The organism is Citrobacter sp. VF227 (assembly GCF_052950715.1).
Genome location: NZ_JBRFVF010000007.1, coordinates 170,483 through 194,799 on the forward strand (window position 1 = coordinate 170,483; position 24,317 = coordinate 194,799).

At 50.8% G+C, this 24,317-nt stretch carries 28 protein-coding genes and 1 other annotated feature; of the genes, 13 read left to right on the plus strand and 15 right to left on the minus strand.

Annotated features, from left to right (window positions below; all coding sequences use genetic code 11):
• Positions 1-8: 8 nt before the first annotated feature.
• Positions 9-491: an SsrA-binding protein SmpB gene (gene smpB / locus ACU8YC_RS19715; protein ID WP_446895669.1), complete on the minus strand. Its 483-nt coding sequence runs from the start codon at positions 489-491 to the stop codon at positions 9-11.
• 154 nt (positions 492-645) lie between these two features.
• Between smpB and ratA the strand changes: the two genes are divergently transcribed.
• Together ratA and ACU8YC_RS19725 are read left to right on the plus strand one after the other, a co-directional pair.
• Positions 646-1,089 (plus strand): type II toxin-antitoxin system RatA family toxin, encoded by a 444-nt coding sequence (gene ratA, locus ACU8YC_RS19720; protein ID WP_210905271.1) that lies wholly within the window; start codon positions 646-648, stop codon positions 1,087-1,089.
• Complete coding sequence (locus ACU8YC_RS19725) at positions 1,073-1,369, plus strand: RnfH family protein (protein ID WP_151218118.1); 297 nt, start codon at positions 1,073-1,075, stop codon at positions 1,367-1,369. Before ratA ends, ACU8YC_RS19725 begins: the two co-directional genes overlap by 17 nt.
• Before the next feature lie 49 nt (positions 1,370-1,418).
• Here ACU8YC_RS19725 and bamE read toward each other — a convergent pair whose 3' ends face one another.
• The 3 genes from bamE to nadK form a co-directional block, all read right to left on the minus strand.
• Entirely contained in the window at positions 1,419-1,763 is a 345-nt protein-coding gene (gene bamE, locus ACU8YC_RS19730; protein ID WP_003826401.1) for an outer membrane protein assembly factor BamE, read from the minus strand.
• 149 nt (positions 1,764-1,912) lie between these two features.
• Positions 1,913-3,574: a DNA repair protein RecN gene (gene recN / locus ACU8YC_RS19735; protein WP_446895670.1), complete on the minus strand. Its 1,662-nt coding sequence runs from the start codon at positions 3,572-3,574 to the stop codon at positions 1,913-1,915.
• An 85-nt stretch (positions 3,575-3,659) separates the two neighbouring features.
• Positions 3,660-4,538: an NAD(+) kinase gene (gene nadK / locus ACU8YC_RS19740; RefSeq protein WP_151218116.1), complete on the minus strand. Its 879-nt coding sequence runs from the start codon at positions 4,536-4,538 to the stop codon at positions 3,660-3,662.
• A gap of 121 nt (positions 4,539-4,659) precedes the next feature.
• Between nadK and grpE the strand changes: the two genes are divergently transcribed.
• Positions 4,660-5,253, plus strand: a complete 594-nt coding sequence (gene grpE / locus ACU8YC_RS19745; RefSeq protein WP_210905270.1) for a nucleotide exchange factor GrpE — start codon at positions 4,660-4,662, stop codon at positions 5,251-5,253.
• A 50-nt stretch (positions 5,254-5,303) separates the two neighbouring features.
• On the opposite strand, the gene ACU8YC_RS19750 is transcribed toward grpE, so the two are convergent.
• Both ACU8YC_RS19750 and ACU8YC_RS19755 read right to left on the minus strand, forming a co-directional pair.
• The gene (locus tag ACU8YC_RS19750) at positions 5,304-6,593 is read right to left on the minus strand and encodes an HlyC/CorC family transporter (protein WP_187253037.1); all 1,290 of its coding nucleotides are present in this window, start codon (positions 6,591-6,593) and stop codon (positions 5,304-5,306) included.
• Between the two features lie 18 nt (positions 6,594-6,611).
• Entirely contained in the window at positions 6,612-7,403 is a 792-nt protein-coding gene (locus tag ACU8YC_RS19755; protein WP_151218114.1) for a cytochrome C assembly family protein, read from the minus strand.
• A gap of 165 nt (positions 7,404-7,568) precedes the next feature.
• Between ACU8YC_RS19755 and ffh the strand changes: the two genes are divergently transcribed.
• The 5 genes from ffh to rplS all read left to right on the plus strand — a co-directional run bounded on the left by ffh (position 7,569) and on the right by rplS (position 11,238).
• Positions 7,569-8,930, plus strand: coding sequence for a signal recognition particle protein (ffh, locus tag ACU8YC_RS19760; protein WP_286537482.1), 1,362 nt, complete (start codon positions 7,569-7,571; stop codon positions 8,928-8,930).
• A 293-nt stretch (positions 8,931-9,223) separates the two neighbouring features.
• The gene (rpsP, locus tag ACU8YC_RS19765) at positions 9,224-9,472 is read left to right on the plus strand and encodes a 30S ribosomal protein S16 (protein ID WP_003031228.1); all 249 of its coding nucleotides are present in this window, start codon (positions 9,224-9,226) and stop codon (positions 9,470-9,472) included.
• Positions 9,473-9,490: 18 nt separating this feature from the next.
• Complete coding sequence (rimM, locus tag ACU8YC_RS19770; protein ID WP_003031230.1) at positions 9,491-10,039, plus strand: ribosome maturation factor RimM; 549 nt, start codon at positions 9,491-9,493, stop codon at positions 10,037-10,039.
• Between the two features lie 44 nt (positions 10,040-10,083).
• Complete coding sequence (trmD, locus tag ACU8YC_RS19775; RefSeq protein WP_003031232.1) at positions 10,084-10,851, plus strand: tRNA (guanosine(37)-N1)-methyltransferase TrmD; 768 nt, start codon at positions 10,084-10,086, stop codon at positions 10,849-10,851.
• Positions 10,852-10,890: 39 nt separating this feature from the next.
• Complete coding sequence (gene rplS / locus ACU8YC_RS19780; RefSeq protein WP_002914145.1) at positions 10,891-11,238, plus strand: 50S ribosomal protein L19; 348 nt, start codon at positions 10,891-10,893, stop codon at positions 11,236-11,238.
• A 128-nt stretch (positions 11,239-11,366) separates the two neighbouring features.
• Here rplS and ACU8YC_RS19785 read toward each other — a convergent pair whose 3' ends face one another.
• The 4 genes from ACU8YC_RS19785 to ACU8YC_RS19800 all read right to left on the minus strand — a co-directional run bounded on the left by ACU8YC_RS19785 (position 11,367) and on the right by ACU8YC_RS19800 (position 14,132).
• A complete protein-coding gene (locus ACU8YC_RS19785; protein ID WP_151218113.1) occupies positions 11,367-11,849 on the minus strand; it encodes an OmpA family protein in 483 nt (160 codons plus the stop codon).
• Between the two features lie 12 nt (positions 11,850-11,861).
• Positions 11,862-13,088: a diguanylate cyclase DgcN gene (gene dgcN, locus ACU8YC_RS19790; RefSeq protein ID WP_446895671.1), complete on the minus strand. Its 1,227-nt coding sequence runs from the start codon at positions 13,086-13,088 to the stop codon at positions 11,862-11,864.
• Positions 13,081-13,599, minus strand: a complete 519-nt coding sequence (locus ACU8YC_RS19795; RefSeq protein ID WP_151218111.1) for a YfiR family protein — start codon at positions 13,597-13,599, stop codon at positions 13,081-13,083. Before ACU8YC_RS19795 ends, dgcN begins: the two co-directional genes overlap by 8 nt.
• 158 nt (positions 13,600-13,757) lie before the next feature.
• Positions 13,758-14,132 carry a DUF2799 domain-containing protein gene (locus ACU8YC_RS19800; RefSeq protein WP_151223949.1) on the minus strand — a complete coding sequence of 125 codons (375 nt, stop codon included), beginning with the start codon at positions 14,130-14,132 and terminating at the stop codon, positions 13,758-13,760.
• 215 nt (positions 14,133-14,347) lie between these two features.
• On the opposite strand from ACU8YC_RS19800, the gene aroF reads away from it, so the two are divergent.
• Together aroF and tyrA are read left to right on the plus strand one after the other, a co-directional pair.
• A complete protein-coding gene (aroF, locus tag ACU8YC_RS19805; protein WP_210905266.1) occupies positions 14,348-15,418 on the plus strand; it encodes a 3-deoxy-7-phosphoheptulonate synthase in 1,071 nt (356 codons plus the stop codon).
• Between the two features lie 10 nt (positions 15,419-15,428).
• Entirely contained in the window at positions 15,429-16,550 is a 1,122-nt protein-coding gene (gene tyrA / locus ACU8YC_RS19810; protein ID WP_151218108.1) for a bifunctional chorismate mutase/prephenate dehydrogenase, read from the plus strand.
• A gap of 44 nt (positions 16,551-16,594) precedes the next feature.
• Here the strand turns inward: tyrA and pheA are convergent, their stop codons facing one another.
• From pheA to bamD, 4 genes are all read right to left on the minus strand, one after another.
• Positions 16,595-17,755: a bifunctional chorismate mutase/prephenate dehydratase gene (gene pheA, locus ACU8YC_RS19815; protein WP_003031243.1), complete on the minus strand. Its 1,161-nt coding sequence runs from the start codon at positions 17,753-17,755 to the stop codon at positions 16,595-16,597.
• A 22-nt stretch (positions 17,756-17,777) separates the two neighbouring features.
• Positions 17,778-17,903 (minus strand) — a sequence feature (Phe leader region).
• Entirely contained in the window at positions 17,855-17,902 is a 48-nt protein-coding gene (gene pheL / locus ACU8YC_RS19820; protein WP_100250063.1) for a pheA operon leader peptide PheL, read from the minus strand. (Overlaps the previous feature by 48 nt.)
• Before the next feature lie 102 nt (positions 17,904-18,005).
• Positions 18,006-18,344: a ribosome-associated translation inhibitor RaiA gene (gene raiA, locus ACU8YC_RS19825; RefSeq protein ID WP_151218107.1), complete on the minus strand. Its 339-nt coding sequence runs from the start codon at positions 18,342-18,344 to the stop codon at positions 18,006-18,008.
• Between the two features lie 269 nt (positions 18,345-18,613).
• Complete coding sequence (gene bamD, locus ACU8YC_RS19830; RefSeq protein ID WP_151218106.1) at positions 18,614-19,351, minus strand: outer membrane protein assembly factor BamD; 738 nt, start codon at positions 19,349-19,351, stop codon at positions 18,614-18,616.
• 131 nt (positions 19,352-19,482) lie between these two features.
• Between bamD and rluD the strand changes: the two genes are divergently transcribed.
• The 3 genes from rluD (at position 19,483) to clpB (ending at position 23,894) form a co-directional block, all read left to right on the plus strand.
• Positions 19,483-20,463, plus strand: a complete 981-nt coding sequence (rluD, locus tag ACU8YC_RS19835) for a 23S rRNA pseudouridine(1911/1915/1917) synthase RluD (RefSeq protein ID WP_003031246.1) — start codon at positions 19,483-19,485, stop codon at positions 20,461-20,463.
• Complete coding sequence (gene yfiH, locus ACU8YC_RS19840; protein WP_151218105.1) at positions 20,460-21,191, plus strand: purine nucleoside phosphorylase YfiH; 732 nt, start codon at positions 20,460-20,462, stop codon at positions 21,189-21,191. The genes rluD and yfiH overlap by 4 nt, the downstream gene beginning before the upstream one ends.
• A gap of 129 nt (positions 21,192-21,320) precedes the next feature.
• On the plus strand, positions 21,321-23,894 hold the full coding sequence (clpB, locus tag ACU8YC_RS19845) for an ATP-dependent chaperone ClpB (protein WP_187253035.1): 2,574 nt from the start codon (positions 21,321-21,323) through the stop codon (positions 23,892-23,894).
• A 44-nt stretch (positions 23,895-23,938) separates the two neighbouring features.
• Here the strand turns inward: clpB and ACU8YC_RS19850 are convergent.
• Positions 23,939-24,317 (minus strand): hypothetical protein (locus ACU8YC_RS19850; protein ID WP_446895672.1); only part of this gene is annotated, 379 nt, incomplete at its 5' end.

Below are 24,317 nucleotides of genomic sequence, written 5' to 3' on the forward strand. Positions count from 1 at the left end.
AGTGGCGTTTAGCGGCCAGCATTTTTCATAATACGCGCTTTATCTAACTGCCATTCGCGTTCTTTGACATCAGAGCGTTTGTCGTGCTGTTTCTTACCTTTTGCAACGCCAATTTTCACTTTGCACCAGGCATTTTTCCAGTACAGCGAAAGCGCAACAACGGTATAACCATCACGATTCATTCGACCATACAAGGAGTCGAGCTCGCGCTGGTTTAACAACAACTTACGGGTGCGAGTGGGATCGCATACTACGTGCGTTGAGGCCACCGCCATCGGCGTGAAGTTGGCGCCAAACAGGAACGCTTCGCCGTCTTTAAGAATGACATAGCTGTCGCCGATGTTAGCTTTACCCGCGCGCAGGGATTTGACTTCCCAACCCTGCAAGGCGAGGCCTGCTTCGAACTCTTCTTCAATAAAGTATTCGTGTCGTGCGCGCTTGTTAAGCGCGATTGTGGCTGAGCCAGGTTTGTGTGATTTTTTCTTCGTCATAATGCCGCTCAGTATAGGTAATCTGGAATCGAAAAACACCCCATTTCATCCAGCGGGGCGCAAGGCGCTATCTTAGCACGAGTTAGGCTATAGCGTTTTTTTTAGCAGGGGATAAATGGTATTATTTGCGTGATTGATATTGATGGAAATTGTTATGCCTCAGATTAGCCGGACCGCTTTAGTACCTTACAGTGCGGAACAGATGTATCAGCTAGTGAATGATGTTAAATCCTATCCCCAGTTTTTACCGGGTTGCACCGGTAGCCGCGTGCTGGAGTCGACTCCAGGACAAATGACGGCCGCTGTGGATGTCTCGAAAGCAGGGATCAGCAAAACGTTCACCACGCGCAATCAACTGACCAGTAATCAGAGCATCCTGATGCATCTGGTCGATGGACCGTTCAAGAAACTGATTGGCGGCTGGAAGTTTACGCCACTAAGCCATGAAGCGTGTCGTATCGAGTTTCATCTCGATTTTGAGTTCACCAATAAGTTAATCGAGCTGGCGTTTGGCCGCATCTTTAAAGAGCTGGCTTCTAACATGGTGCAGGCCTTCACGCTTCGCGCGAAAGAGGTTTACAGTGTCAGCGTCGGCTAAAATTGTTGTTGAAGTAGCGTACGCGCTGCCCGAGAAACAGTATTTACAGCGCGTCACGCTGCAGCAGGGTGCAACGGTGGAAGAGGCTATTCGTGCTTCCGGGCTGCTGGAATTACGTACCGATATCGATCTCAGTAAAAATAAAGTGGGCGTCTACAGCCGTCCGGTTAAGCTAGCTGATGTTCTGCATGACGGCGATCGGGTGGAAATTTATCGGCCATTGATTGCTGATCCAAAAGAACTGCGCAGGCAGCGAGCAGAAAAATCCGCTAAAAAATAACAGACAATAAAAAAGGTGCTCATTGAGCACCTTTTTTGATCTCTCAAACCTACTTGTTGTCGGTCAGAGCGGGTTTGTTATCAATGTTGGTCAATACGCCGCTGCTGTTAAAGGTCAGCGTCAGCGTTTGCTGTGTTACACCTTCATGCCCAGGCTGCTGACGGAACACATAAAACCAGGTGTTAGTACCAAAAGGATCGGACATCATTGGTGTACCCAGAGCATAAGCAACTTGCTGTTGCGTCATACCTGTACGCACTTTGGCGACATCGGTAGGTGTCAGATAATTTCCCTGGTTGATGTCAGGGCGGTAAACCACTCGCTCCAGAGTGGAACAGCCTGCAGTCAACATCAGTAGTACTGCTGCAGCAGCAGTCAGCGTTTTACAGCGCATAGTGATTTGATTCCTTTTCGGGCCCGAGCAGTACGCGGCTCATATGTAATATGCCGATGATAATAGACCTTTCACCACTTTAAAACCTTTTGCTGTCGGGTCGGTCGGCGATTTTATGTTGAACTCAGACCTTCACAAGGTAAAAAAGTTTATGCCGCCAGCAGTTCTTTTGCATTTGCGAGGGTATTGCGCGTCACTTCGCTCCCGCCAAGCAGGCGGGCTAATTCCTGCAGACGAGCGCGTTTATCAAGCGGCTGCATGTGTGTTTCGGTCATTGCGCCGTCAGTTTCTTTGCTGACATAGAAATGTTGATGACCGCAGCCAGCAACCTGCGGCAGGTGAGTCACACACATAACCTGGGTTGACTCACCTAGCTGACGCAGCATTTTACCCACCACAGCAGCAGTCGGGCCGCTAATACCGACATCCACCTCATCGAAAATCAGGGCAGGGGTTTCCATTTTACGTGCGGTGATGACCTGAATAGCCAGCGCAATGCGAGACAGCTCGCCGCCAGAAGCGACTTTCGCAATGGGCTGTAACGGCTGACCGGGGTTAGTGGTAACTTTAAATTCCACGCGATCGGCACCGTCTGCGCTCAGATGGTGTTCCTCAAATTTCACATCAATACAAAAGACACCGTGCGGCATCGAGAGAGCATGCATGCTCTCTGTAATAAGTTGTCCCAGTTCCTGAGCATAATGTTGACGCTGCTGATGCAGCATTTTTGCCGTTTCCAGCGCCTGCTGGTGATGATTGTTCACCGCCAGGGTTAATGTTTCGAGTGAGTCTGCCTGATCGTCCAGTTGTTGTTGCTCATCCAGCAATGACTGGTAGAACAGTGGCAGTGCTTCAGGGGCAACATGATGCTTACGCGCCAACGAGATTTGTCTGGAAAGACGTTGCTCCAGTTCAAATAAGCGGTTAGGGTCTAAATCCAGACGATCGCAATAGTGGCGAAGCTCGTCGCTGGCTTCACTGAGCTGGATGGTCGCCTCTTCCAGCATGTCCAGAATACCGGAGAGCTTACCGTCCATTCCTGCCAGTTCACTAACCAGCTGTTTTACCGTATACAGCTGACTTTGCAGATTAACGTCTTCGCCGTCTGCCATGATAGCCAGTGCCTGTTGGCTGGACGTGAGCAATTGCCCACTGTTAGCCAGACGTTTGTACTCTTCATCAATTTGCTCAAATTCGCCCGGCTGCGGGCTAAATTCGTTCAGTTCCTTTAACTGATACTGTAACAGCTCCGCCCGGGCCGCGCGTTCCTGGCTTTGTTGTTGATGATGGGCGAGGTCGCGACAGCTCTGGTGCCACAGCTGGTAGCGCGCGGCCATTTCCTGAGTCAGGGACACTTCATTGGCATAACCATCAAGCAGGGCTTTTTGGTGTTCAGATTTCGTCAGGAGTTGGTGCGCGTGCTGGCCGTGGATTTGAATAAGCAGTTGTCCCAGCTCGCGCAGTTGCGACAGGGGAACGGCGGTGCCGTTGATAAAGCCTCGGGAGCGGCCATCGTTGCTGATTACGCGACGCAGCAAACACTCACGACCCTCCTCAAGCTGGTTTTCTTCCAGCCAGCGCAGGGCCGCGGGGGTGTCTTTTAAGGCAAAACGGGCGCACAGGTCGGCTCGGGTGGCGCCTGTACGCACCATGTCGGCATCGGCCCTGCCGCCCAGGCACAAACCGAGGGCATCGATGGCAATGGACTTACCCGCACCAGTCTCGCCGGTAATGACGGTCATTCCGCTCTGAAAATCGATCTCAAGTTCACGAACGATAGCAAAATTGCTGATGGTCAGTTGTGCCAACATAGCTGTTTTCCTGTATGAAAAACCATTACTGTAATTACATACAGTATAAACTGGTTTTTTATACAGTAAAGAGGTTGGCGTTAAATTAGAATAATTTTTTTGACCAGCCTAACTTAGTGCTTAATGTATTGAAATAGCTGTAATCTTTGGGGTGTATCAGGTTCAGATGATAATCACAGCGGCGAATCAATACGTCTTCACCTTCCTGGATAGGCAGGGCGATCTGGCTGTCACAGCTGATCTCCAAATCGTTCCGGCGATGTGAAAAGCGCAGGCGAATCGTGCTGCTACTGTTGATCACCAGCGGTCGCGCAGAAAGCGTATGCGGGAACATCGGTACCAGCGTAATAGCATCTAAAGAAGGCGTCAGAATTGGGCCTCCGGCAGAGAGCGAATAGGCGGTAGAGCCGGTAGGGGTGGAGATAATTAGCCCGTCAGAACGCTGAGAGAAGGCAAAGATTTCATCAATGTAGACTTCAAATTCAATCATGTGCGCCACTTTTCCGGGGTGCAGCACAACTTCATTGATGGCCGTGCTAATGCGCTTTTGGCAATCTTGCTGGCACACCTGGGCTTCGAGTAGAAAGCGCTTTTCGCTGATGTAGTGGCCTTCCAGCACGTCAGCTAACTGCTGCTGGGCATTGTCAGGGTCTAGATCGGTCAGGAAACCGAGGTTGCCGCGGTTAATCCCGATAACCTTGATGTCATAACGTGCCAGAGTGCGTGCCGCACCCAACATATTGCCATCACCGCCAACGACCACGGCGAGGTCTGCCTGATGGCCAATCTCAGCGAGCGTACCGGTTTTCACATTTTTCAACTGCAGCTCGTGGGCGATTTGTTGCTCGACGATAACCTCATAACCTTTGGCGCAAAGCCAGCGGTAGAGCATTTCATGTGTGGTCAGTGCAGTGGGGTGACGTGGATGCCCCACAATGCCAATACACTTGAAATGTTTGTTCATTTTCTCGAGGTCCTTGTAACGAAGATTAGTGACAATGTGAGTACTTCCCTTGAAACCCTGAATCTTATCCCCATAATAATCCAGGTTAGCGAGATGAATGCGAAAAAACGCGGAGAAATTCATGAGTAGTAAAGAACAGAAAACGCCTGAGGGGCAAGCCCCGGAAGAAATTATCATGGATCAGCACGAAGAAGTTGAGGCGGTTGAATCAAACGCTTCTGCTGAGCAGGTGGATCCGCGCGATGAAAAAATTGCGAATCTGGAAGCTCAGCTTGCTGAAGCCGAAACTCGCGAGCGCGACAGCGTGTTGCGTATCAAAGCGGAAATGGAAAACCTGCGTCGTCGTACCGAACTGGACGTAGAAAAAGCGCATAAATTTGCGCTGGAAAAATTCGTCAACGAACTGCTGCCGGTGCTGGATAGCCTGGACCGCGCGCTGGAAGTGGCGGACAAAGATAATGACGCGATGGCGGCGATGGTTGAAGGTATTGAGCTGACCCGTAAGTCAATGCTGGATGTTGTGGCGAAGTTTGGCGTACAGGTGGTGGCGGATATTGATGTGCCGATGGACCCGAACGTGCACCAGGCCATTGCAATGGTAGAGTCTGACGACGTTGCCGCCGGTAATGTGCTGATGGTTATGCAGAAAGGTTATACCCTGAACGGACGTACCATTCGCGCCGCGATGGTCTCTGTGGCGAAAGCCAAAGGCTAATCAGCTTTCAGGTCGGGTAATGCTCACGCGCTACCCGGCCTGAATTACGCTCACTGATCCGACACGCTTTCCCGTAGCGGTTTGACCGGCAAGACCTGCACCTGCTTAATCATATTGTCCTGGACGTCGAGAATATCGATATCATACTGCCCAATACGCACACGCGTACCGGCAACCGGGATCTCTTCCAGTGCTTCAAGAATAATACCATTCACGGTCCGGGCGTCATCTTCCGGCAGGTGCCAGTTAAACGCCTTATTGATTTCACGAACGTTGGCGCTGCCGTCAATGATCACTGAGCCATCATTTTGCGGCGTTACTTCTTCGGCAAGCGTGGGTGACATTGAGGTGGTGAAGTCGCCGACAATCTCTTCCAGTATATCCTCAACCGTGACCAGTCCCTGAATATCGCCATATTCATTAACGACCAGACCCACTTTCTTTTTATTTCGCTGAAACTTAATGAGCTGGGTGCTAAGCGGTGTACCTTCCGGGACGTAATAGATTTCGTCGGCGGCGCGTAACATGGTCTCTTTGGTGAACTCTTTTTTTTCTGCCATTAATCGCCAGGCCTCACGCACGCGCAGCATACTGATAGCATCGTCCAGCGAGTCTCGGTACAGCACAATGCGGCCGTGCGGAGAGTGCGAAAGCTGACGTACGATAGACTTCCAGTCATCGTTAATATCAATACCGATGATTTCGTTACGCGGGATCATGATGTCATCGACGCTGACTTTTTCCAGATCCAGCACGGACAGCAGCATATCCTGGTTACGGCGTGAAATTTGCGAGCGCGATTCATTCACCAGCGTTCGCAGTTCATCTTTGCTCAACGAACCGCTCACCACGATATCCGTTTTGATGCCCATCATGCGCATTAGCAGCCGCGTGATGGTATTGAGTAGCCAGACCAACGGCATCATCAGAATCTGCAGTGGGGCCAGCAGGACGCTGCTTGGATAGGCGACTTTTTCCGGATAAAGCGCGGCAATGGTCTTTGGCAGTACTTCGGCAAATATCAGCACTACAAACGTCAATACCCCGGTGGCAATGGCGACGCCCGCATCGCCATACAGGCGCATACCGACAATGGTACCGAGCGCGGAGGCCAGAATATTCACCAGGTTATTCCCGATGAGTACCAGACTTATCAGACGGTCCGGCTTGCGCAGTAACTTTTCAACGCGTTTCGCCTGACGATTTCCCTGCTTGGCCCGATGACGTAGACGGTAGCGATTCAGGGTCATCATTCCGGTTTCAGAACCGGAAAAATAGGCGGATATGACCACCATGATGAGAAGCGTGACAATGAGTGTGGTGGTGGAGATGTGTTCCACGTAGGGTTCCTTAAAGATTTAACTCACGAACTGCTGCAGGATACGGCTGCCGAAATAGGCCAGCGTCAGAATGCCTGCGCCTGCGACGTTAAACCATACGACGCGACGTCCGCGCCAGCCTTCATGGTAATGCCCCCACAACAGAACGATATAGACAAACCATGCCACGATAGAGAGGACGGCTTTATCAATGTTCTCCGTGCTGAACAGGTTGTGCATGTAAAACAGGCCGGTGCACAGGGTGAGCGTCAGCAGAACCACGCCGATTTGGGTGATATGAAACATTTTCCGCTCAATACTCATCAGCGGTGGCATTTCATTGCTGAAGGCCAATTTTTTGTTTTTTAACTGGTAGTCAATCCATGCCAGCTGTAGCGCATAGAGCGCGGCGATAATCAGCGTGGCATAAGCGAACAGCGACAGCCCGATGTGAATCATCATGCCCGGCGTAGCTTCGAGATGGGTGATGAACTCGTTAGGCATAAACGTGGCAAAGGCGAGATTGATTAGCGCAAAGGCGTAGACAATGGGCAGCAATAGCCAGCCGCGATTGCGCGACGCGACGATGGTCATCACGGTACAGATCATCAGACTCACCAGCGAGCCAACGTTCAGCAGACTCAGGTTTTGTCCGCTTTCACCGCCGGGTAGAATACGTGCTTCCAGAGCGACAGCATGGCACACCAGCGCGACGACCGCAGAGAGAATAGCCATACGCCGCCAGCCGCTGTTTTTTTGCAGCAGAGCGGGAATAATCAGCGCAAGGCTGACTGAGTAGGCGACAAGGGCGAGCAGAGCAAAAACGGGCATATAGGTGTCGACAGTTGGCCAGTGATAAAGAAAAGCAGTATAGCGTTACGTGACCGCTGCTCCAACCGTTGCATAACAACAAAGGCGGCTTCATGTTATACTGCGACAAATTTCTGTTGATGTGTCGCTGTCGCGACCGACCGTTTCCACCCCAGGCGAGAGACAATGTTTGATAATTTAACCGATCGTTTGTCGCGCACGCTGCGCAATATCAGTGGCCGTGGACGCCTTACTGAAGACAACGTTAAAGAAACGCTGCGCGAAGTGCGCATGGCGCTGCTGGAGGCTGACGTAGCGCTGCCGGTAGTGCGTGAGTTTATCAATCGCGTAAAAGAGAAAGCGGTTGGTCATGAAGTTAACAAAAGCCTGACGCCGGGTCAGGAGTTCGTCAAGATTGTCCGTAACGAACTGGTTGCGGCAATGGGCGAAGAAAACCAGACCCTGAATCTGGCTGCACAGCCGCCAGCCGTTGTGCTGATGGCGGGCCTGCAGGGGGCGGGTAAAACCACCAGCGTCGGTAAGCTGGGTAAGTTCCTGCGTGAGAAACACAAGAAGAAAGTGCTGGTGGTTTCCGCAGACGTGTATCGCCCGGCGGCGATCAAACAGCTGGAAACGCTGGCCGAGCAGGTCTGTGTGGACTTCTTCCCGTCGGATGTCGGCCAGAAGCCGGTTGATATCGTTAACGCCGCGCTGAAAGAAGCCAAACTCAAATTCTACGACGTGCTGCTGGTGGATACCGCCGGTCGTTTGCACGTTGATGAAGCGATGATGGACGAAATCAAACAGGTTCACGCTTCTATCAAGCCGGTAGAAACGCTGTTTGTGGTCGATGCCATGACCGGTCAGGATGCTGCAAATACCGCCAAAGCCTTTAACGAAGCGCTGCCGTTAACCGGTGTGGTGCTGACTAAAGTTGATGGTGATGCCCGTGGCGGTGCCGCGCTCTCTATTCGCCACATCACCGGCAAGCCGATTAAATTCCTCGGCGTCGGGGAGAAAACTGAAGCACTGGAGCCGTTCCATCCGGACAGGATTGCTTCACGTATTCTCGGCATGGGCGACGTGCTGTCGCTTATCGAAGATATCGAAAGCAAAGTTGATCGCGCGCAGGCCGAGAAATTAGCCAGCAAGCTGAAAAAAGGCGATGGCTTCGATCTCAACGATTTCCTTGAGCAGCTCAACCAGATGAAAAACATGGGCGGTATGGCAAGTCTGATGGGCAAGCTACCGGGCATGGGTCAGATCCCTGACAACGTGAAATCGCAAATGGACGATAAAGTGCTGGTGCGTATGGAAGCCATCATCAACTCGATGACGATGAAAGAACGCGCTAAGCCAGAAATCATCAAAGGTTCCCGTAAACGCCGTATTGCTGCTGGTTGCGGTATGCAGGTACAGGACGTAAACCGCCTTCTGAAACAGTTCGACGACATGCAGCGCATGATGAAGAAAATGAAGAAGGGCGGTATGGCTAAGATGATGCGTGGTATGAAGGGGATGATGCCGCCCGGCTTCCCCGGTAGATAAATATATCGGGCTACCTTATTTGCCATTTTGACACCGGAGTGTGCTCAACAAAACACTGTAGTGTTTTGAACGCCCTTTAGGGCGGCCCGAAGGGCGAGCGGAGCGAGTAAATGCTCACGTACTGCGTGTACGCTCCGGAGGCTGACGGCACTGCCGACGGCCTTTTATAGCAGAGTTATCAACTGCTGATTGCATTTTCCCCAGAAATCAGTAAAATTTTCGGGCTTTTAATATGACACCCGGGCTCCGTTCCTCGATGGGGCCTGGGTGTTTTATTCACACAAGAGGATGTTATGGTTACTATTCGTTTAGCTCGTCACGGCGCTAAAAAGCGTCCGTTCTACCAGGTTGTTGTTACCGACAGCCGTAATGCACGCAACGGTCGCTTCATCGAGCGCGTTGGCTTCTTTAACCCAATCGCTAGCGAAAAAGAAGAAGGCACTCGCCTGGATCTGGATCGCATCGCTCACTGGGTTGGCCAGGGCGCGACTATTTCTGATCGCGTAGCTACGCTGATCAAAGCAGCAAACAAAGCAGCTTAATCTGTCACGGTGGTCATGATGAGCAAGCAACTCGCCGCACAGGCTCCTGTGGAACCCATTGTTTTGGGGAAAATGGGGTCTTCTTACGGTATCCGTGGTTGGCTCAGAGTGTTTTCTTCCACTGAAGACGCCGAAAGCATTTTTGACTATCAGCCCTGGTTTATCCAGAAGGCGGGTCAGTGGCAGCAAGTACAGCTGGAAAGCTGGAAGCACCACAATCAGGATCTGATCATCAAGCTGAAAGGCGTTGACGATCGTGATTCGGCGAATCTACTGACTAATTGCGAAATTGTCGTGGATTCCTCGCAGTTGCCAGCGCTGGAAGATGGTTCTTACTACTGGAAAGACCTTATGGGCTGCCAGGTAGTGACCACTGAAGGCTACGATCTCGGTAAAGTCGTCGATATGATGGAAACCGGTTCGAATGACGTCATCGTCATCAAGGCAAACCTGAAAGATGCGTTTGGTATCAAGGAACGTCTTGTGCCGTTCCTCGATGGGCAGGTTATCAAGAAAGTCGATCTCGCTACTCGAACTATCGAAGTAGATTGGGATCCTGGTTTTTAAACCACCGGATAAACGGTAAAAGTCGGCGTTATGGGGATTGGCTTGTGTTTATAGGTATCGTTAGCCTGTTTCCAGAAATGTTCCGCGCAATTACCGATTACGGGGTAACTGGCCGGGCAGTAAAAAATGGCCTGCTAAACATCCAGAGCTGGAGTCCTCGTGACTTTACTCATGACCGGCACCGTACCGTGGACGATCGTCCTTACGGCGGCGGACCGGGGATGTTAATGATGGTGCAACCCTTACGGGACGCCATTCATGCAGCGAAAGCTGCGGCTGGTGAAGGCGCAAAGGTGATTTATCTCTCACCTCAGGGACGCAAGCTTGATCAAGCGGGCGTTAGCGAACTGGCCACGAATCAAAAGCTGATTCTGGTGTGTGGTCGCTATGAAGGAATAGATGAGCGCGTGATTCAAACCGAAATTGACGAAGAATGGTCAATCGGCGATTACGTCCTCAGCGGTGGTGAGTTACCAGCAATGACGCTGATAGACTCCGTTTCCCGGTTTATTCCGGGGGTTCTGGGTCATGAGGCTTCAGCAATCGAAGATTCGTTTGCTGATGGATTGCTGGATTGCCCACACTATACCCGACCTGAAGTGTTAGAGCAGATGGAAGTACCGGCAGTGTTACTGTCAGGAAACCATGCTGAGATACGTCGCTGGCGTTTGAAGCAGTCGCTGGGCCGGACCTGGCTTAGAAGACCTGAACTTCTGGAAAACCTGGCTCTGACTGAAGAGCAAGCAAGGTTGCTGGCGGAGTTCAAAAAGGAACACGCGCAACAGCAACATAAACATGATGGGCAGGCGTAAGCCCCCAATATCAGTTTACCCAGGATAAGAGATTAAATTATGAGCAACATTATTAAGCAACTTGAACAAGAACAGATGAAGCAGGACGTACCTTCCTTCCGTCCGGGTGATACCGTGGAAGTGAAAGTATGGGTTGTTGAAGGTTCCAAAAAACGTCTGCAGGCATTCGAGGGCGTGGTTATCGCTATTCGTAACCGCGGTCTGCACTCTGCATTCACTGTTCGTAAAATTTCCAACGGCGAAGGCGTTGAGCGTGTCTTCCAGACTCACTCTCCGGTAGTTGACAGCATTGCTGTTAAACGTCGTGGTGCTGTTCGTAAAGCTAAACTGTACTACCTGCGTGAGCGCACTGGTAAGTCTGCTCGTATCAAAGAGCGTCTTAACTAAGATTCGCGCAAGCGACATCCTGTTAGAAAAGGGCTGGCCGAAAGGCTGGCCCTTTTTTTATTCCGACCTTTATTCATTTGTTTTTTGTTATTAGATGACTGCGCGGCGCGCAGTCAGTTGAATATTCATTACGGCGTCGAGATCACGACTGCAACGCGACGGTTTTCAGCACGACCTTTTGACGTCTGGTTGCTTGCGATCGGGTATTTCTTCCCAAGCCCCTGAGTTGTCAGGTTGGCGCGGGGAATATTGGCGCCCTGTGCCCAGGCATCGGCAACCACATTCGCGCGTTTGAGCGACAGAGCTTCGTTGTAACTGTCTTCGCCGTAGTTATCGGTATGACCGTCCAGGCGCGCATGGTTAAGCCCGGTAGCAGCCAGTTTGGAAGCCATTTCCTGGATCTGTTTTTCGCTTTCGGGGCGGAGCTTGTAGTCGTTTTTATCAAACAGGATGTTGTCAGACAGGCCAAGAGACCAGTCTCCGGAAGCTTCAGTAAATCCGTACGATTTCATGGCTGCAATTTGCTCTGGGGTAAATTTTCCCTGAGGAGCCTGACAGCCTGCCACAACCAGTAAAAGCAAAAGAAATGGGGATAATAAGCGTTTTAGCATGTGTGTGATTCCTTATTTAATAATAGTGCGTTCAGAACGCATATGTTTGGCCTGATACATATTTTGATCGGCAAGTTCTTGTAATTTCTCGGCAGAGGCATGTTCCCACGTCAGCGCAAAACCGATACTGAGTGTCATGCTTGCTAAATGACCATTATGCAGGTCAAAAGGTCGGTCAAACTCTTGTGAAAGTGCCGCACAGATCCGCTGAACCTCATATTCAGAATGAACGCTATATAGCACCATCGCGAACTCGTCGCCGCCAAGTCTGTATGGCGAATGTCGATTACCGCCAAACTCGGACAGCCTTTTTGCGACTTCAATCAGAACCCGATCCCCCGCAGCGTGGCCCCAGGTATCATTAATAAATTTAAAATTATCACCATCAAGAAATAACAATGCGGAACTGCTGTGGGTGACATCGTCATTCATCAGCGCGTTAATACTGCTACGAAATGCGGCTCGATTCGCCAGGCCCGTCAGAGGATCATGGAGTGCAGTACGCAAAAGCTGAGCGTTCTTTGCCTGCAGTCGAAGTTGCCACTCCTCCATCTCGTCCAGCAGACTATTAAAATCCTGGGCAAAAAGATGAAACTCTTCAATGCGCTCTTCGGATACACGTCGTGAAAAATTACGGTTGGTACGAACATCATGTACCACTTCAGTTATATTTTGCAGGGCTTCCACGACGCCATTGTGTAAATAGCGAGTGAGCATTAATGCAATGCCTGATGCCAACAGAATGCACCCGGTAAGAACGGCCAGCGACAAATAAATGAAATGACTAATGACGCTATCGCGCGCGGTCAATCGTACTTCGCCGATGACGTTGCCATTATGCAAAATAGGCTTAGTGACCGGTTGTGGGAACAGCCAGTAGCTGATCAGTCCGCTGATCTTCTCCGTGGTGTCCTGCGCGTTATAACGCCAGGTGGCGATCGCCTTTTGGTTTTTATTACGAACTTCCGCAACGGAAAATTGCCCTTGCTGGCCCAGTGCAGCCAGCGTTTCCGTTGCCGCGACGCTATCAGAAAAAACGAGCGCAGCTTCAAGCGTACGGGTCATGGTGGCTGCGGTCAAATCCAGGTTCTTTTGCGCATACTGTCTCAATGCCAGCACGGAAGAAATGCTGAGCAGCAACCAGATCAACGTCATCGTCACCAGGACACTGATTATGCTGATACGCCGTAATGTCCGCTTAAACGTCGGGCGTGTTACAGGAGAATGGCCCTTATCCATGCTTATTATTCCGTGCAAGCATCAATACGTCTGGACTGACCCTTACGCCACTGCGTGAAAGGGAATCCATATTTACGGAAAATCTCACATCTTCATCTTTAATTATGAGGCAAAAGGCGCTGCCAATAACGCATTCGGGATTCTGTTCGGCAATTAATAACAATGCCTTAGTCGGATATTTATTCTTTAATTCCACCTGATAAGTAGGTGATTCTTTTCCAAAATAAAAACCGTCACACTGCGAAACTAATATTTCTTGTTCCGTACGAATGATGACGGGAAGATAGGGTAATGCCCCAGTACTGGTATCTTCCAGAACACTGGAAAAACGCGATGAAGAGAAAATACACAGTTTGGGCGGCCCGGAAAGTGCAGGCCAGCGTGTATAACTAACGATACCGGAAACCATAGCACGTACAGATTTTGCTTCTTCTGTAATGCTTTGGGCGTACAGCGGTAACCCGGTCAGGAGCAGTGCCAGTAGAAGTATGAGTCGGTAAGAATAGCTCATGAATAGTTACCTACCAGCATTTGCCGTAAAGCGTCGAAATACATTCAAAATTGTTTAGGACAAAATAACATTATTTTCCTAAGTCGTCATTATTCCAGGGATAAAGCTGCTGGTGATTTAAGTTAAATCCTAGTTGATTGTAAAGTTTAACTCATTGTTTAATTTAATCTTATTGAGGCGGAGCCTTCATTTGATCCTTTTTGCCAGGCATTATGTAACTGGTCTACATTTTCGACCGTATCACAACTTTGGGGAAAGGTTTTCCCGGCCAGCCCCCTGGCGTAAACAAAATCCTGCTGGCAGATTTTACGTTGCCCCTCGGCGAAACCCTTAAGATATTTCGTACGATCGACGTCGGGATCATTGAAGTTGTCGGCAAGAGTTTCATTATCTTTAACGGCATAGCCCGAAATGGCATCTTGTATACCGGCATCGTACCAGTCGGTCCCTGTCCAGGTGGGGGCGTGGGTATAGGGATCTATTTGACAACCGCTAAGAAGGAATAGAAATAAGGTGCTGATGAGTTGCTTCATTGCCCGTGCTCCCTTGTTTTTTTAAGCATAGCGGATTTGAATATTGAATGGTGTAAATTTAATTGTACGCTCTTAGCGGCTTTTTCTGCTGATAAATTGCGTGTTGTAAATTAAAATTTACGGATTGTGGATTGAAATCTTTACCTGTTGTGGTATCGTTATTTCCTCCTCGCTGAGGATTAACTATCGCAAACGAGCTAAACAGGATCACCATCATGCAAAAAGACGCGCTGAACAACGTACATATTACCGACGAACAGGTTCTGATGACTCCGGAGCAGCTGAAAGCTGAATTTCCGCTGAGCCAGGCGCAAGAAGCGCAAATCTCCCAGTCGCGTAAAATCATTTCAGATATTATCTCCGGTCGCGATCCGCGTTTGCTGGTGGTATGTGGTCCATGCTCCATTCACGATCCTGAAATGGCTATTGAGTACGCTCGTCGATTTAAAGCCCTTGCCGCAGAGGTCAGCGATAGCCTCTACCTGGTGATGCGCGTCTATTTTGAAAAACCCCGTACCACCGTCGGCTGGAAAGGGTTAATTAACGATCCTCACATGGATGGCTCTTTTGATGTTGAAGCAGGACTGAAAATTGCGCGTCAACTGCTGCTTGAACTGGTGAATATGGGACTGCCGCTGGCAACTGAAGCGCTGGATCCAAATAGTCCGCAATACCTGGGCGATCTGTTTAGCTGGTCCGCAATCGGAGCCCGTACCACGGAATCGCAGACTCACCGCGAAATGGCTTCCGGTCTTTCCATGCCGGTCGGCTTTAAGAATGGTACTGACGGTAGTCTTGCGACCGCCATTAATGCCATGCGAGCGGCGGCACAGTCGCACCGCTTTGTTGGTATTAATCAGGCCGGGCAGGTTGCGCTGTTGCAAACTCAGGGGAATCCGGACGGTCACGTGATCCTGCGTGGTGGTAAAGCGCCGAACTACAGTCCGGCAGATGTCGCCCAGTGCGAAAAAGAGATGGAGCAGGCGGGACTACGACCTTCTCTGATGGTAGATTGCAGTCATGGTAACTCCAATAAAGATTACCGCCGCCAGCCTGCCGTGGCTGAATCTGTGATTGCACAAATCAAAGATGGCAATCGCTCGATCATTGGCTTGATGATCGAAAGTAATATTCACGAAGGCAACCAGTCTTCTGAACAGCCGCGCAGCGAAATGAAATACGGCGTGTCCGTAACCGATGCCTGTATTAGCTGGGAAATGACGGATGCGCTGTTGCGTGAAATTAGCCAGGATTTAAACGGTCAGCTGTCGGCGCGTGTAGCATAAGAGGTTGGTTATGGTTGCTGAATTGACCGCATTACGCGATCAAATTGATGAAGTCGACAAGGCGTTGCTGGACTTACTGGCACGCCGCCTGGAGTTGGTTGCCGAAGTCGGTGAAGTAAAAAGCCGCTTTGGGCTGCCGATCTACGTACCGGAGCGGGAAGCCTCTATGCTGGCCTCCCGCCGGGCAGAGGCGGAAGCTCTGGGCGTGCCACCGGACCTGATTGAAGATGTGTTGCGTCGGGTTATGCGTGAGTCCTACTCCAGCGAAAATGACAAAGGGTTTAAAACACTTTGTCCTTCTCTGCGCCCGGTGGTGATCGTCGGTGGCGGTGGTCAGATGGGACGTCTGTTCGAAAAAATGCTCACCTTGTCAGGTTACCAGGTGCGGATCCTGGAACAGCAGGACTGGGATCGCGCGCCGGAGATCGTCTCTGATGCCGGCATGGTGATCGTCAGTGTGCCGATCCACGTCACCGAGCAGGTGATCGCCAAATTACCGCGCCTGCCTTCTGACTGTATCCTGGTGGATCTGGCTTCGGTGAAAAATGGTCCTTTGCAGGCGATGCTGGCGGCGCACGATGGCCCGGTGGTGGGATTGCATCCGATGTTTGGTCCGGACAGCGGCAGTCTGGCCAAGCAGGTCGTCGTCTGGTGTGACGGACGTCAGCCGGAAGCTTATCAGTGGTTTCTCGAACAGATTCAGGTGTGGGGGGCGCGGTTGCATCGGATCAGCGCCGTTGAACACGACCAGAATATGGCGTTTATTCAGGCACTACGTCACTTTGCGACTTTTGCTTACGGTCTGCATCTAGCGGAAGAGAATGTTCAACTGGAACAGTTGCTGGCGCTCTCTTCGCCGATTTACCGCCTTGAGCTGGCGATGGTAGGACGTCTGTTTGCCCAGGATCCGCAGCTCTATGCTGATATTATTATGTCGTCTGAGAGCAACCTTGCGCTGATCAAACGCTACTACCAACGTTTTGGTGAGGCGATCGGTTTACTGGAGCAGGGCGATAAGCAAGCGTTTATCGACAGCTTCCGTAAGGTGGAGCACTGGTTTGGCGATTACGCTCAGCGCTTTCAGAGCGAAAGCCGTACGTTGTTGCGCCAGGCTAACGATAGCCGCCAGTAAATAGAATGCCGGATAATCTTAGCGCTATCCGGCATTATAAAACGTTAGCTCGGATCGACCGGCACCACATTTTCACTTGGATAGCAGCCAAGTACTTTCATCGAACGCGTAATCTCACCCAGTTCCTTCAATGCTTTTTGCATCTGAGGCGATTCCAGGTTGGCCTGAATATCCAGGTAAAACATCTCTTCCCACGGATTGCCGTGAATTGGGCGTGACTCCAGTTTGGTCATAATCAGATTATGGTTGCGCAATACCAGCAGCGCTTCAACCAGCGCACCCGCCTGTTGTCCTGTCGCCATCAGCAGCGTGGTTTTTGCCGGAACCTGGTCAGAAACATTGATTGCTTTGCGCGCCAGTACCACGAAGCGGGTGATGTTTTGCGTCTGGTTAGCTTCAATGTGCTCAAGAACCTGCAAACCATACAGTACGCCTCCGGCTTCGCTCCCCAGAGCCGCCACGCGCGGCGAGTTAGCCTGCGCAACTTTTTCCATTGCCGCAGAGGTACTTTCGGTGTACTCAATCTTCCAGTGTGGATGGCGACTCAGAAATTTGCTGCACTGCTGGAACGGCTGCGGATGGCTGTAAACCGTTTCAATAGTCTCGAGATCCGTTGTGCCGGATACCAACACACAGTGGTCAATTGTGATGGTCATCTCGCCAACGATAGACAGGCTGGTGTGTTGTAGCAGGTCGTAAACGTCGTTAATCCCGCCGGAACTGGTGTTTTCAATCGGAACCACCGCGTAGTCAGCTTGTCCGGTTTCAACCTGATTAAAGATATCGGCAAATTTTGCGCAGCCGCTTTCAATAAATTGTTCAAAGTGGCGGGCGGCATACTGACGGGCGGCGAGGTGAGAATATGAACCCTTTGGGCCGAGGAAGGCTACGCGCGCAGAGTGCGGATTGATTTTGTTCAGATGCTGCTGGAGCAGTGCCTGTTGTGTCAGGACGGAGTCTTCGATAATCAGCTGGAACAGGCGAGTAATATAATGAGCATCAAGATGATGTGCTTTGCCAAGCTGAATCAGGCGGTCTAACAGGTCGCGCTCACGGTCGATATCACGAACCGGACGATGCGAAAGCAGTTTTGCTTTGCCAACTTCTACGGCCAGTCCACGTCGCTCAGCCAGCAGGGCCAGTAATTTTTCATCCAGCGTGCTGATCTTATCGCGCAGCGCCAGCAATGGGTTTTCCGATGTCATAGTGTTGCCTTTCTTGTTATCAATAAAAAAGGCCCCCCGTGGTGGGAGGCCTTATTGTTCGTCTTCGCATTCTTTATCACACGACGAAACGCCTCCCATTCAGGGGAAGGTAAAAAAGAATGCGAAGAAGAACGGGACAAGTTTCATGTAATTTTCCTTTGGCTATATCAGTAAAGTACCCGTACTGTTTTCACCATGTCAACAAAAAACGCGCCCGAAGGCGCGTTGGCGATACACTCAATGTAAGGGACTACTCTTCTTCTGCTTCGACGAAGTTGGCGTCTTTTACTGAAGCTGTTGCACGACGGGCTTCGCCTTTGTGCTGCACTTTATTGAGCTGCCGTTCCAGCTTGTTGATCAAATCGTTAATTGCGGTGTACATATCCTCGTGTTTTGCGCTGGCGACCAGATGTCCGTTCGGTGTATTGATGGTGGCATCAGCAATGAAACCCTGTGGCTCCTTAGACAGAATGATATGTGGATTAATCAGATGAGTTTGCCATTTTTCAAGTTTGGCGAGACGGTCTGCGACATGCTGGCGAATTGCCGGAGTAATTTCCATTTGTTTACTGGTAATGTTCATTGTCATAAATTTTACCTCTTGTCTTTCCCGTCTTGGTGATTCCAGCATACCGTTCCTAATGTCAAAATGTGTGATTTAAATCACATTATTTTGTCGCTTTTTGTCAAGAAAACCTTTTTGTGAGGCACAGCAGGAACAGGCGATATTTTACTTGAGGAATACCAGAAAGCAGGCCATATTTGATGAGATGCGTTGCAGCTAAACCGCTTCAGTTGTGGCGTTAACGGATAAAAAAACGGCAGCCCAAGGGCTGCCGTTTTGCATTCTGAGGTAAATCAGGTATTGCTGCTGTTAGCGGCAATGATTTTCGCTACTTTTTCTGCCTGCGCATTCATCTGCATCTGGCGATAAGCTTTTTCCATTAACGGCAGAGCATCACGTGTTGCCTGAGTATCAGGGTAGTCGCGTAGCATACCTTCCACACGGTTTACCACAGCGACCCATGCTCCGCGGGCAGTGTAGTATTGCGCAACGGAGTATTCATACTTCGCCAGACGGTCCTTCAGGAATACCAGACGTTTGGTGGCGTCAGTAGTGTACTGGCTGTTCGGATAGCCACGTACCAGTTTGGAAAAGTCATTAAACGCAGCTCGGGCGTGTTGCGGATCGCGATCGCTGCGATCAACACCAAAGAACCCTTGCAGTGCGCTATCGTCCAACGCCATATTGGTCAGGCCACGCATATACATGACATAATCAATGTTAGGGTGTGTCGGATTAAGACGGATAAAACGATCGATGGCAGCCTGAGCAAGCGGCAGATCGGCGTTTTTGTAGTAGGCGTAGATGAGATCTAATTGCACCTGCTGAGAATACGGTCCAAATGGATAACGGTTATCCAACGCTTCCAATTGCGTTATTGCCTGTTTCCAGTTACCGTCCTGCAGCTTTTGCTGAGCAGTCGCGTAGATTTCATTTGGCGGATTATCGGGCACCTCTTCCTTTGAACCAGAGCAACCCGCCAAAAACAGGCTCAACGTGGCTGCTGCCACCAGATATTTCATGCGCGTCATGACGTTTTGACTTTCCTCAAAATGTATTACGGGAGATTCTCTGTTCCTGCTCCCGGTTAAGACCAGCTACAATAGCACACTATATTAAACGGCAAAGCCGTAAAACCCAACGTTAAACGAAGAAGCAGTTTATGGCACAACGAGTAGAACTCACCGCAACAGTCTCCGAAAATCAGCTCGGTCAACGCTTAGATCAGGCTTTGGCCGAATTGTTCCCTGATTATTCACGATCGCGCATAAAAGAATGGATCCTTGATCAGCGCGTGCTGGTAAATGGCAATCTTTGCGATAAACCGAAAGAAAAAGTGTTGGGTGGAGAACGCGTCTCCATCAATGCAGAAATTGACGAAGAGGTGCGTTTTGAACCTCAGGATATCCCGCTGGATATCGTTTATGAAGATGACGACATTCTTGTCATCAACAAACCCCGTGATCTCGTGGTGCATCCGGGCGCCGGTAATCCTGATGGCACGGTCTTGAATGCATTGCTGCATTACTACCCGCCGATCGCGGATGTTCCTCGTGCCGGTATTGTGCACCGTCTGGATAAAGACACGACGGGATTAATGGTGGTGGCAAAAACCGTTCCTGCGCAAACGCGACTGGTGGAGTCGCTGCAGCTGCGTGAAATTACCCGTGAGTACGAAGCCGTGGCGATTGGTCACATGACGGCAGGCGGAACCGTTGAGGAGCCGATTAGCCGTCACCCGACTAAGCGTACGCACATGGCGGTACACCCGATGGGGAAACCTGCGGTGACGCACTATCGCATCATGGAACACTTCCGTGTGCACACGCGTCTGCGGTTGCGTCTGGAAACCGGACGTACGCACCAGATCCGCGTGCACATGGCGCATATCACCCATCCGCTGGTGGGCGATCAGGTCTACGGCGGTCGTCCGCGTCCACCGAAAGGCGCTTCTGACGAATTTATCTCCGTATTGCGTAAGTTCGATCGTCAGGCGCTGCACGCGACCATGCTGCGTTTGTATCATCCAATTTCCGGTATCGAAATGGAATGGCACGCGCCAATTCCACAAGATATGGTGCAGTTGATTGAAGTGATGCGTGCTGATTTCGAAGAACATAAGGATGATATTGCCTGGCTATGAGTAAGCTAATTGTCCCGCAGTGGCCGATACCGCAGGGTGTCGCGGCGTGTAGTTCTACTCGTATTGGCGGTGTCAGTATGTCGCCTTACGATTCGCTGAATCTGGGTGCCCATTGCGGTGATAACCCGGAGCATGTTGAGGAGAACCGCATGCGGCTGTTTGCTGCGGGCAATCTGCCTGCAAAACCCGTCTGGCTGGAACAGGTCCACGGTAAGGACGTTCTGAAACTGACTGGCGAGCCTTACGCCTCCAAACGTGCAGATGCTTCATACAGCAACATGCCGGGCACCGTGTGTGCGGTGATGACGGCTGACTGTTTGCCGGTGCTGTTTTGCAATCGCGCAGGAACGGAGGTTGCGGCGGCCCATGCGGGTTGGCGAGGATTATGCGCAGGTGTGCTGGAAGAGACGGTGGCGTGTTTTGCCGACAAACCTGAAAACATTATCGCCTGGCTAGGCCCTGCGATTGGCCCGGACGCGTTTGAAGTGGGAGCAGAAGTCCGCGAAGCGTTTATGGAGAAAGATCCGCAAGCGGACATCGCATTTGTCCCGCGTGATGACAAATATCTGGCGGATATCTATCAGCTTGCGCGCCAACGTCTGGCAAATGTCGGTGTGGAGAACCTTTACGGCGGCGACCGTTGCACCTTCAGCGAAAGTGAGACGTTCTTCTCTTATCGTCGCGACAATACCACGGGGCGTATGGCAAGTTTTATTTGGCTGATATAACCTAAAGAATCAAGACGATCCGGTACGTGTAATTTTCTTTTCACATAATTCAGGTCATTAACCTTGAATAATTGAGGGATGACCTCATTTAATCTCCAGTAGCAATTTTGACCTGTTATGGGAGGAGTTATGCGTCTGGATCGTCTTACCAATAAATTCCAGCTTGCTCTTGCCGATGCCCAGTCACTCGCATTGGGGCACGACAATCAATTCATCGAACCACTTCATCTAATGAGCGCCTTGCTGAATCAGGAAGGGGGATCGGTACGTCCTTTATTAACGTCCGCTGGCATTAATGCTGGCCAGTTACGTACAGCTATTGACCAGGCGTTGAGCCGTTTGCCGCAGGTAGAAGGTACCGGTGGTGATGTGCAGCCTTCTCAGGATCTGGTGCGTGTTCTGAATCTTTGCGACAAGCTGGCGCAAAAACGTGGGGACAACTTTATTTCGTCAGAACTGTTCGTTCTGGCAGCGCTTGAGTCACGCGGTACGCTGACCGATTTATTAAAATCAGCAGGCGCGACGACCGCCAATATCACTCAGGCAATTGAACAAATGCGTGGAGGTGAAAGCGTGAATGACCAGGGGGCTGAAGACCAACGTCAGGCCTTGAAAAAATATACCGTCGATCTGACCGAACGTGCCGAGCAGGGCAAACTCGATCCGGTTATCGGTCGTGATGAAGAAATTCGCCGCACCATTCAGGTGCTGCAGCGTCGTACTAAAAACAACCCGGTGTTAATCGGTGAGCCCGGGGTCGGTAAAACCGCGATTGTTGAAGGGCTGGCTCAACGCATCATCAATGGTGAAGTGCCGGAAGGCTTAAAAGGCCGCCGTGTGCTGGCGCTGGATATGGGTGCGCTGGTGGCTGGAGCCAAATATCGTGGTGAGTTTGAAGAACGCTTAAAAGGTGTGCTGAACGATCTTTCTAAACAGGAAGGCAATGTCATCCTGTTTATTGATGAGTTACACACCATGGTTGGGGCGGGTAAAGCCGATGGCGCAATGGACGCCGGAAATATGCTGAAACCTGCACTGGCACGTGGGGAACTGCACTGTGTAGGCGCAACAACGCTTGATGAGTATCGCCAGTACATCGAAAAAGATGCTGCGCTGGAACGTCGTTTCCAGAAAGTGTTTGTGGCCGAACCTTCAGTAGAAGATACCATCGCGATTTTGCGTGGTCTGAAAGAGCGTTATGAGCTGCACCACCACGTGCAGATTACTGACCCGGCGATTGTCGCGGCAGCTACGCTGTCTCACCGCTATATTGCCGATCGTCAGTTGCCTGATAAAGCTATCGACCTCATTGACGAAGCGGCATCCAGCATTCGTATGCAGATTGACTCCAAGCCGGAGGAACTCGACAGACTCGACCGCCGTATTATCCAGCTCAAACTGGAACAGCAGGCATTAATGAAAGAGTCTGATGAGGCGAGTAAAAAACGTCTCGATATGCTCAACGAAGAGCTGGATGATAAAGAGCGCCAGTATTCTGAGTTAGAAGAAGAGTGGAAAGCTGAAAAAGCTTCCCTTTCTGGAACGCAAACTATCAAGGCTGAGCTGGAACAGGCGAAAATCGCCATTGAACAGGCGCGTCGTGTCGGCGATCTGGCGCGGATGTCCGAACTGCAGTATGGCAAAATTCCTGAACTGGAAAAACAGCTCGAAGCCGCCACCCAGTCTGAAGGCAAAACCATGCGTCTGCTGCGTAATAAAGTGACGGATGCAGAAATTGCAGAAGTGCTGGCGCGCTGGACCGGGATCCCGGTTGCCCGCATGCTGGAAGGCGAGCGGGAAAAACTGTTACGTATGGAGCAGGAACTGCACAGCCGCGTGATTGGCCAGAATGAAGCGGTGGAAGCGGTTTCTAACGCCATCCGTCGTAGCCGTGCAGGGTTGTCCGACCCGAATCGTCCGATTGGTTCATTCCTGTTCCTTGGCCCAACCGGTGTCGGTAAAACCGAACTGTGTAAGGCGCTGGCTAATTTTATGTTCGACAGCGACGACGCAATGGTGCGTATCGATATGTCCGAGTTTATGGAGAAACACTCTGTCTCTCGTCTGGTCGGGGCGCCTCCGGGATATGTCGGCTATGAGGAAGGTGGGTATCTGACGGAAGCGGTACGCCGTCGTCCTTACTCTGTCATCCTGCTCGATGAAGTGGAGAAAGCGCATCCGGATGTGTTCAACATCCTGTTGCAGGTGCTTGACGATGGTCGTCTGACTGACGGGCAGGGGAGAACGGTCGATTTCCGTAACACGGTTGTCATCATGACCTCAAACCTGGGATCGGACCTGATTCAGGAACGCTTCGGGGAGCTGGATTATGGCCACATGAAGGATATGGTGCTGGGCGTTGTGAGCCATAACTTCCGTCCGGAATTCATCAACCGTATAGATGAGGTCGTTGTATTCCATCCGTTGGGTGAGCAGCACATTGCTTCTATTGCTCAGATCCAGCTGCAGCGTCTGTATAAACGTCTGGAAGAGCGTGGTTATGAAATTCACATCTCTGACGAGGCGCTTAAACTGCTGAGCGCGAATGGTTACGATCCAGTATATGGCGCACGTCCATTGAAACGCGCTATCCAGCAACAGATCGAAAACCCGCTGGCTCAGCAAATCCTGTCTGGTGAGCTGATTCCTGGCAAAACGATTCGCCTGGAAGTTAACGACGATCGCATTGTGGCAGTGCAGTAAGTCACTAAATGACCATAAACGGGCCCTGCGGGGCTCGTTTTTGTTTAATAACCAGGCAAAAACAGAGTGATCGATTGAAAAGTAATCGCTTGATAAGTTTTTTGTATTTTTAACTTGTCAGCCTCAAATAACTCCCTATAATGCGCCTCCACTGACACGGAACAACGGATTACAAGCCGCCGGGTCAGCGGGGTTCCACTGAGAACTTCGGCGAAGAAAGCACAATTAAATGCTTGACTTCGTAGCGGGATGGCGTAATATGCACACCCCGCGCCGCTGAGAAAAAGCGAAGCGGCACTGCTCTTTAACAATTTATCAGACAATCTGTGTGGGCACTCGAAGATACGGATTCTTAACGTCGCAAGACGAAAAATGAATACCAAGTCTCTGAGTGAACATACGTAATTCATTACGAAGTTTAAT

Bases quoted from the DNA above. Each gene is read 5' to 3' on its own strand.
- smpB (WP_446895669.1), bottom strand. From the start codon at position 491: ATGACGAAGAAAAAATCACACAAACCTGGCTCAGCCACAATCGCGCTT.
- ratA (WP_210905271.1), top strand. From the start codon at position 646: ATGCCTCAGATTAGCCGGACCGCTTTAGTACCTTACAGTGCGGAACAG.
- bamE (WP_003826401.1), bottom strand. From the start codon at position 1,763: ATGCGCTGTAAAACGCTGACTGCTGCTGCAGCAGTACTACTGATGTTG.
- recN (WP_446895670.1), bottom strand. From the start codon at position 3,574: ATGTTGGCACAACTGACCATCAGCAATTTTGCTATCGTTCGTGAACTT.
- nadK (WP_151218116.1), bottom strand. From the start codon at position 4,538: ATGAACAAACATTTCAAGTGTATTGGCATTGTGGGGCATCCACGTCAC.
- grpE (WP_210905270.1), top strand. From the start codon at position 4,660: ATGAGTAGTAAAGAACAGAAAACGCCTGAGGGGCAAGCCCCGGAAGAA.
- ACU8YC_RS19755 (WP_151218114.1), bottom strand. From the start codon at position 7,403: ATGCCCGTTTTTGCTCTGCTCGCCCTTGTCGCCTACTCAGTCAGCCTT.
- ffh (WP_286537482.1), top strand. From the start codon at position 7,569: ATGTTTGATAATTTAACCGATCGTTTGTCGCGCACGCTGCGCAATATC.
- rpsP (WP_003031228.1), top strand. From the start codon at position 9,224: ATGGTTACTATTCGTTTAGCTCGTCACGGCGCTAAAAAGCGTCCGTTC.
- rimM (WP_003031230.1), top strand. From the start codon at position 9,491: ATGAGCAAGCAACTCGCCGCACAGGCTCCTGTGGAACCCATTGTTTTG.
- rplS (WP_002914145.1), top strand. From the start codon at position 10,891: ATGAGCAACATTATTAAGCAACTTGAACAAGAACAGATGAAGCAGGAC.
- ACU8YC_RS19785 (WP_151218113.1), bottom strand. From the start codon at position 11,849: ATGCTAAAACGCTTATTATCCCCATTTCTTTTGCTTTTACTGGTTGTG.
- dgcN (WP_446895671.1), bottom strand. From the start codon at position 13,088: ATGGATAAGGGCCATTCTCCTGTAACACGCCCGACGTTTAAGCGGACA.
- ACU8YC_RS19795 (WP_151218111.1), bottom strand. From the start codon at position 13,599: ATGAGCTATTCTTACCGACTCATACTTCTACTGGCACTGCTCCTGACC.
- ACU8YC_RS19800 (WP_151223949.1), bottom strand. From the start codon at position 14,132: ATGAAGCAACTCATCAGCACCTTATTTCTATTCCTTCTTAGCGGTTGT.
- aroF (WP_210905266.1), top strand. From the start codon at position 14,348: ATGCAAAAAGACGCGCTGAACAACGTACATATTACCGACGAACAGGTT.
- tyrA (WP_151218108.1), top strand. From the start codon at position 15,429: ATGGTTGCTGAATTGACCGCATTACGCGATCAAATTGATGAAGTCGAC.
- pheA (WP_003031243.1), bottom strand. From the start codon at position 17,755: ATGACATCGGAAAACCCATTGCTGGCGCTGCGCGATAAGATCAGCACG.
- raiA (WP_151218107.1), bottom strand. From the start codon at position 18,344: ATGACAATGAACATTACCAGTAAACAAATGGAAATTACTCCGGCAATT.
- bamD (WP_151218106.1), bottom strand. From the start codon at position 19,351: ATGACGCGCATGAAATATCTGGTGGCAGCAGCCACGTTGAGCCTGTTT.
- rluD (WP_003031246.1), top strand. From the start codon at position 19,483: ATGGCACAACGAGTAGAACTCACCGCAACAGTCTCCGAAAATCAGCTC.
- yfiH (WP_151218105.1), top strand. From the start codon at position 20,460: ATGAGTAAGCTAATTGTCCCGCAGTGGCCGATACCGCAGGGTGTCGCG.
- clpB (WP_187253035.1), top strand. From the start codon at position 21,321: ATGCGTCTGGATCGTCTTACCAATAAATTCCAGCTTGCTCTTGCCGAT.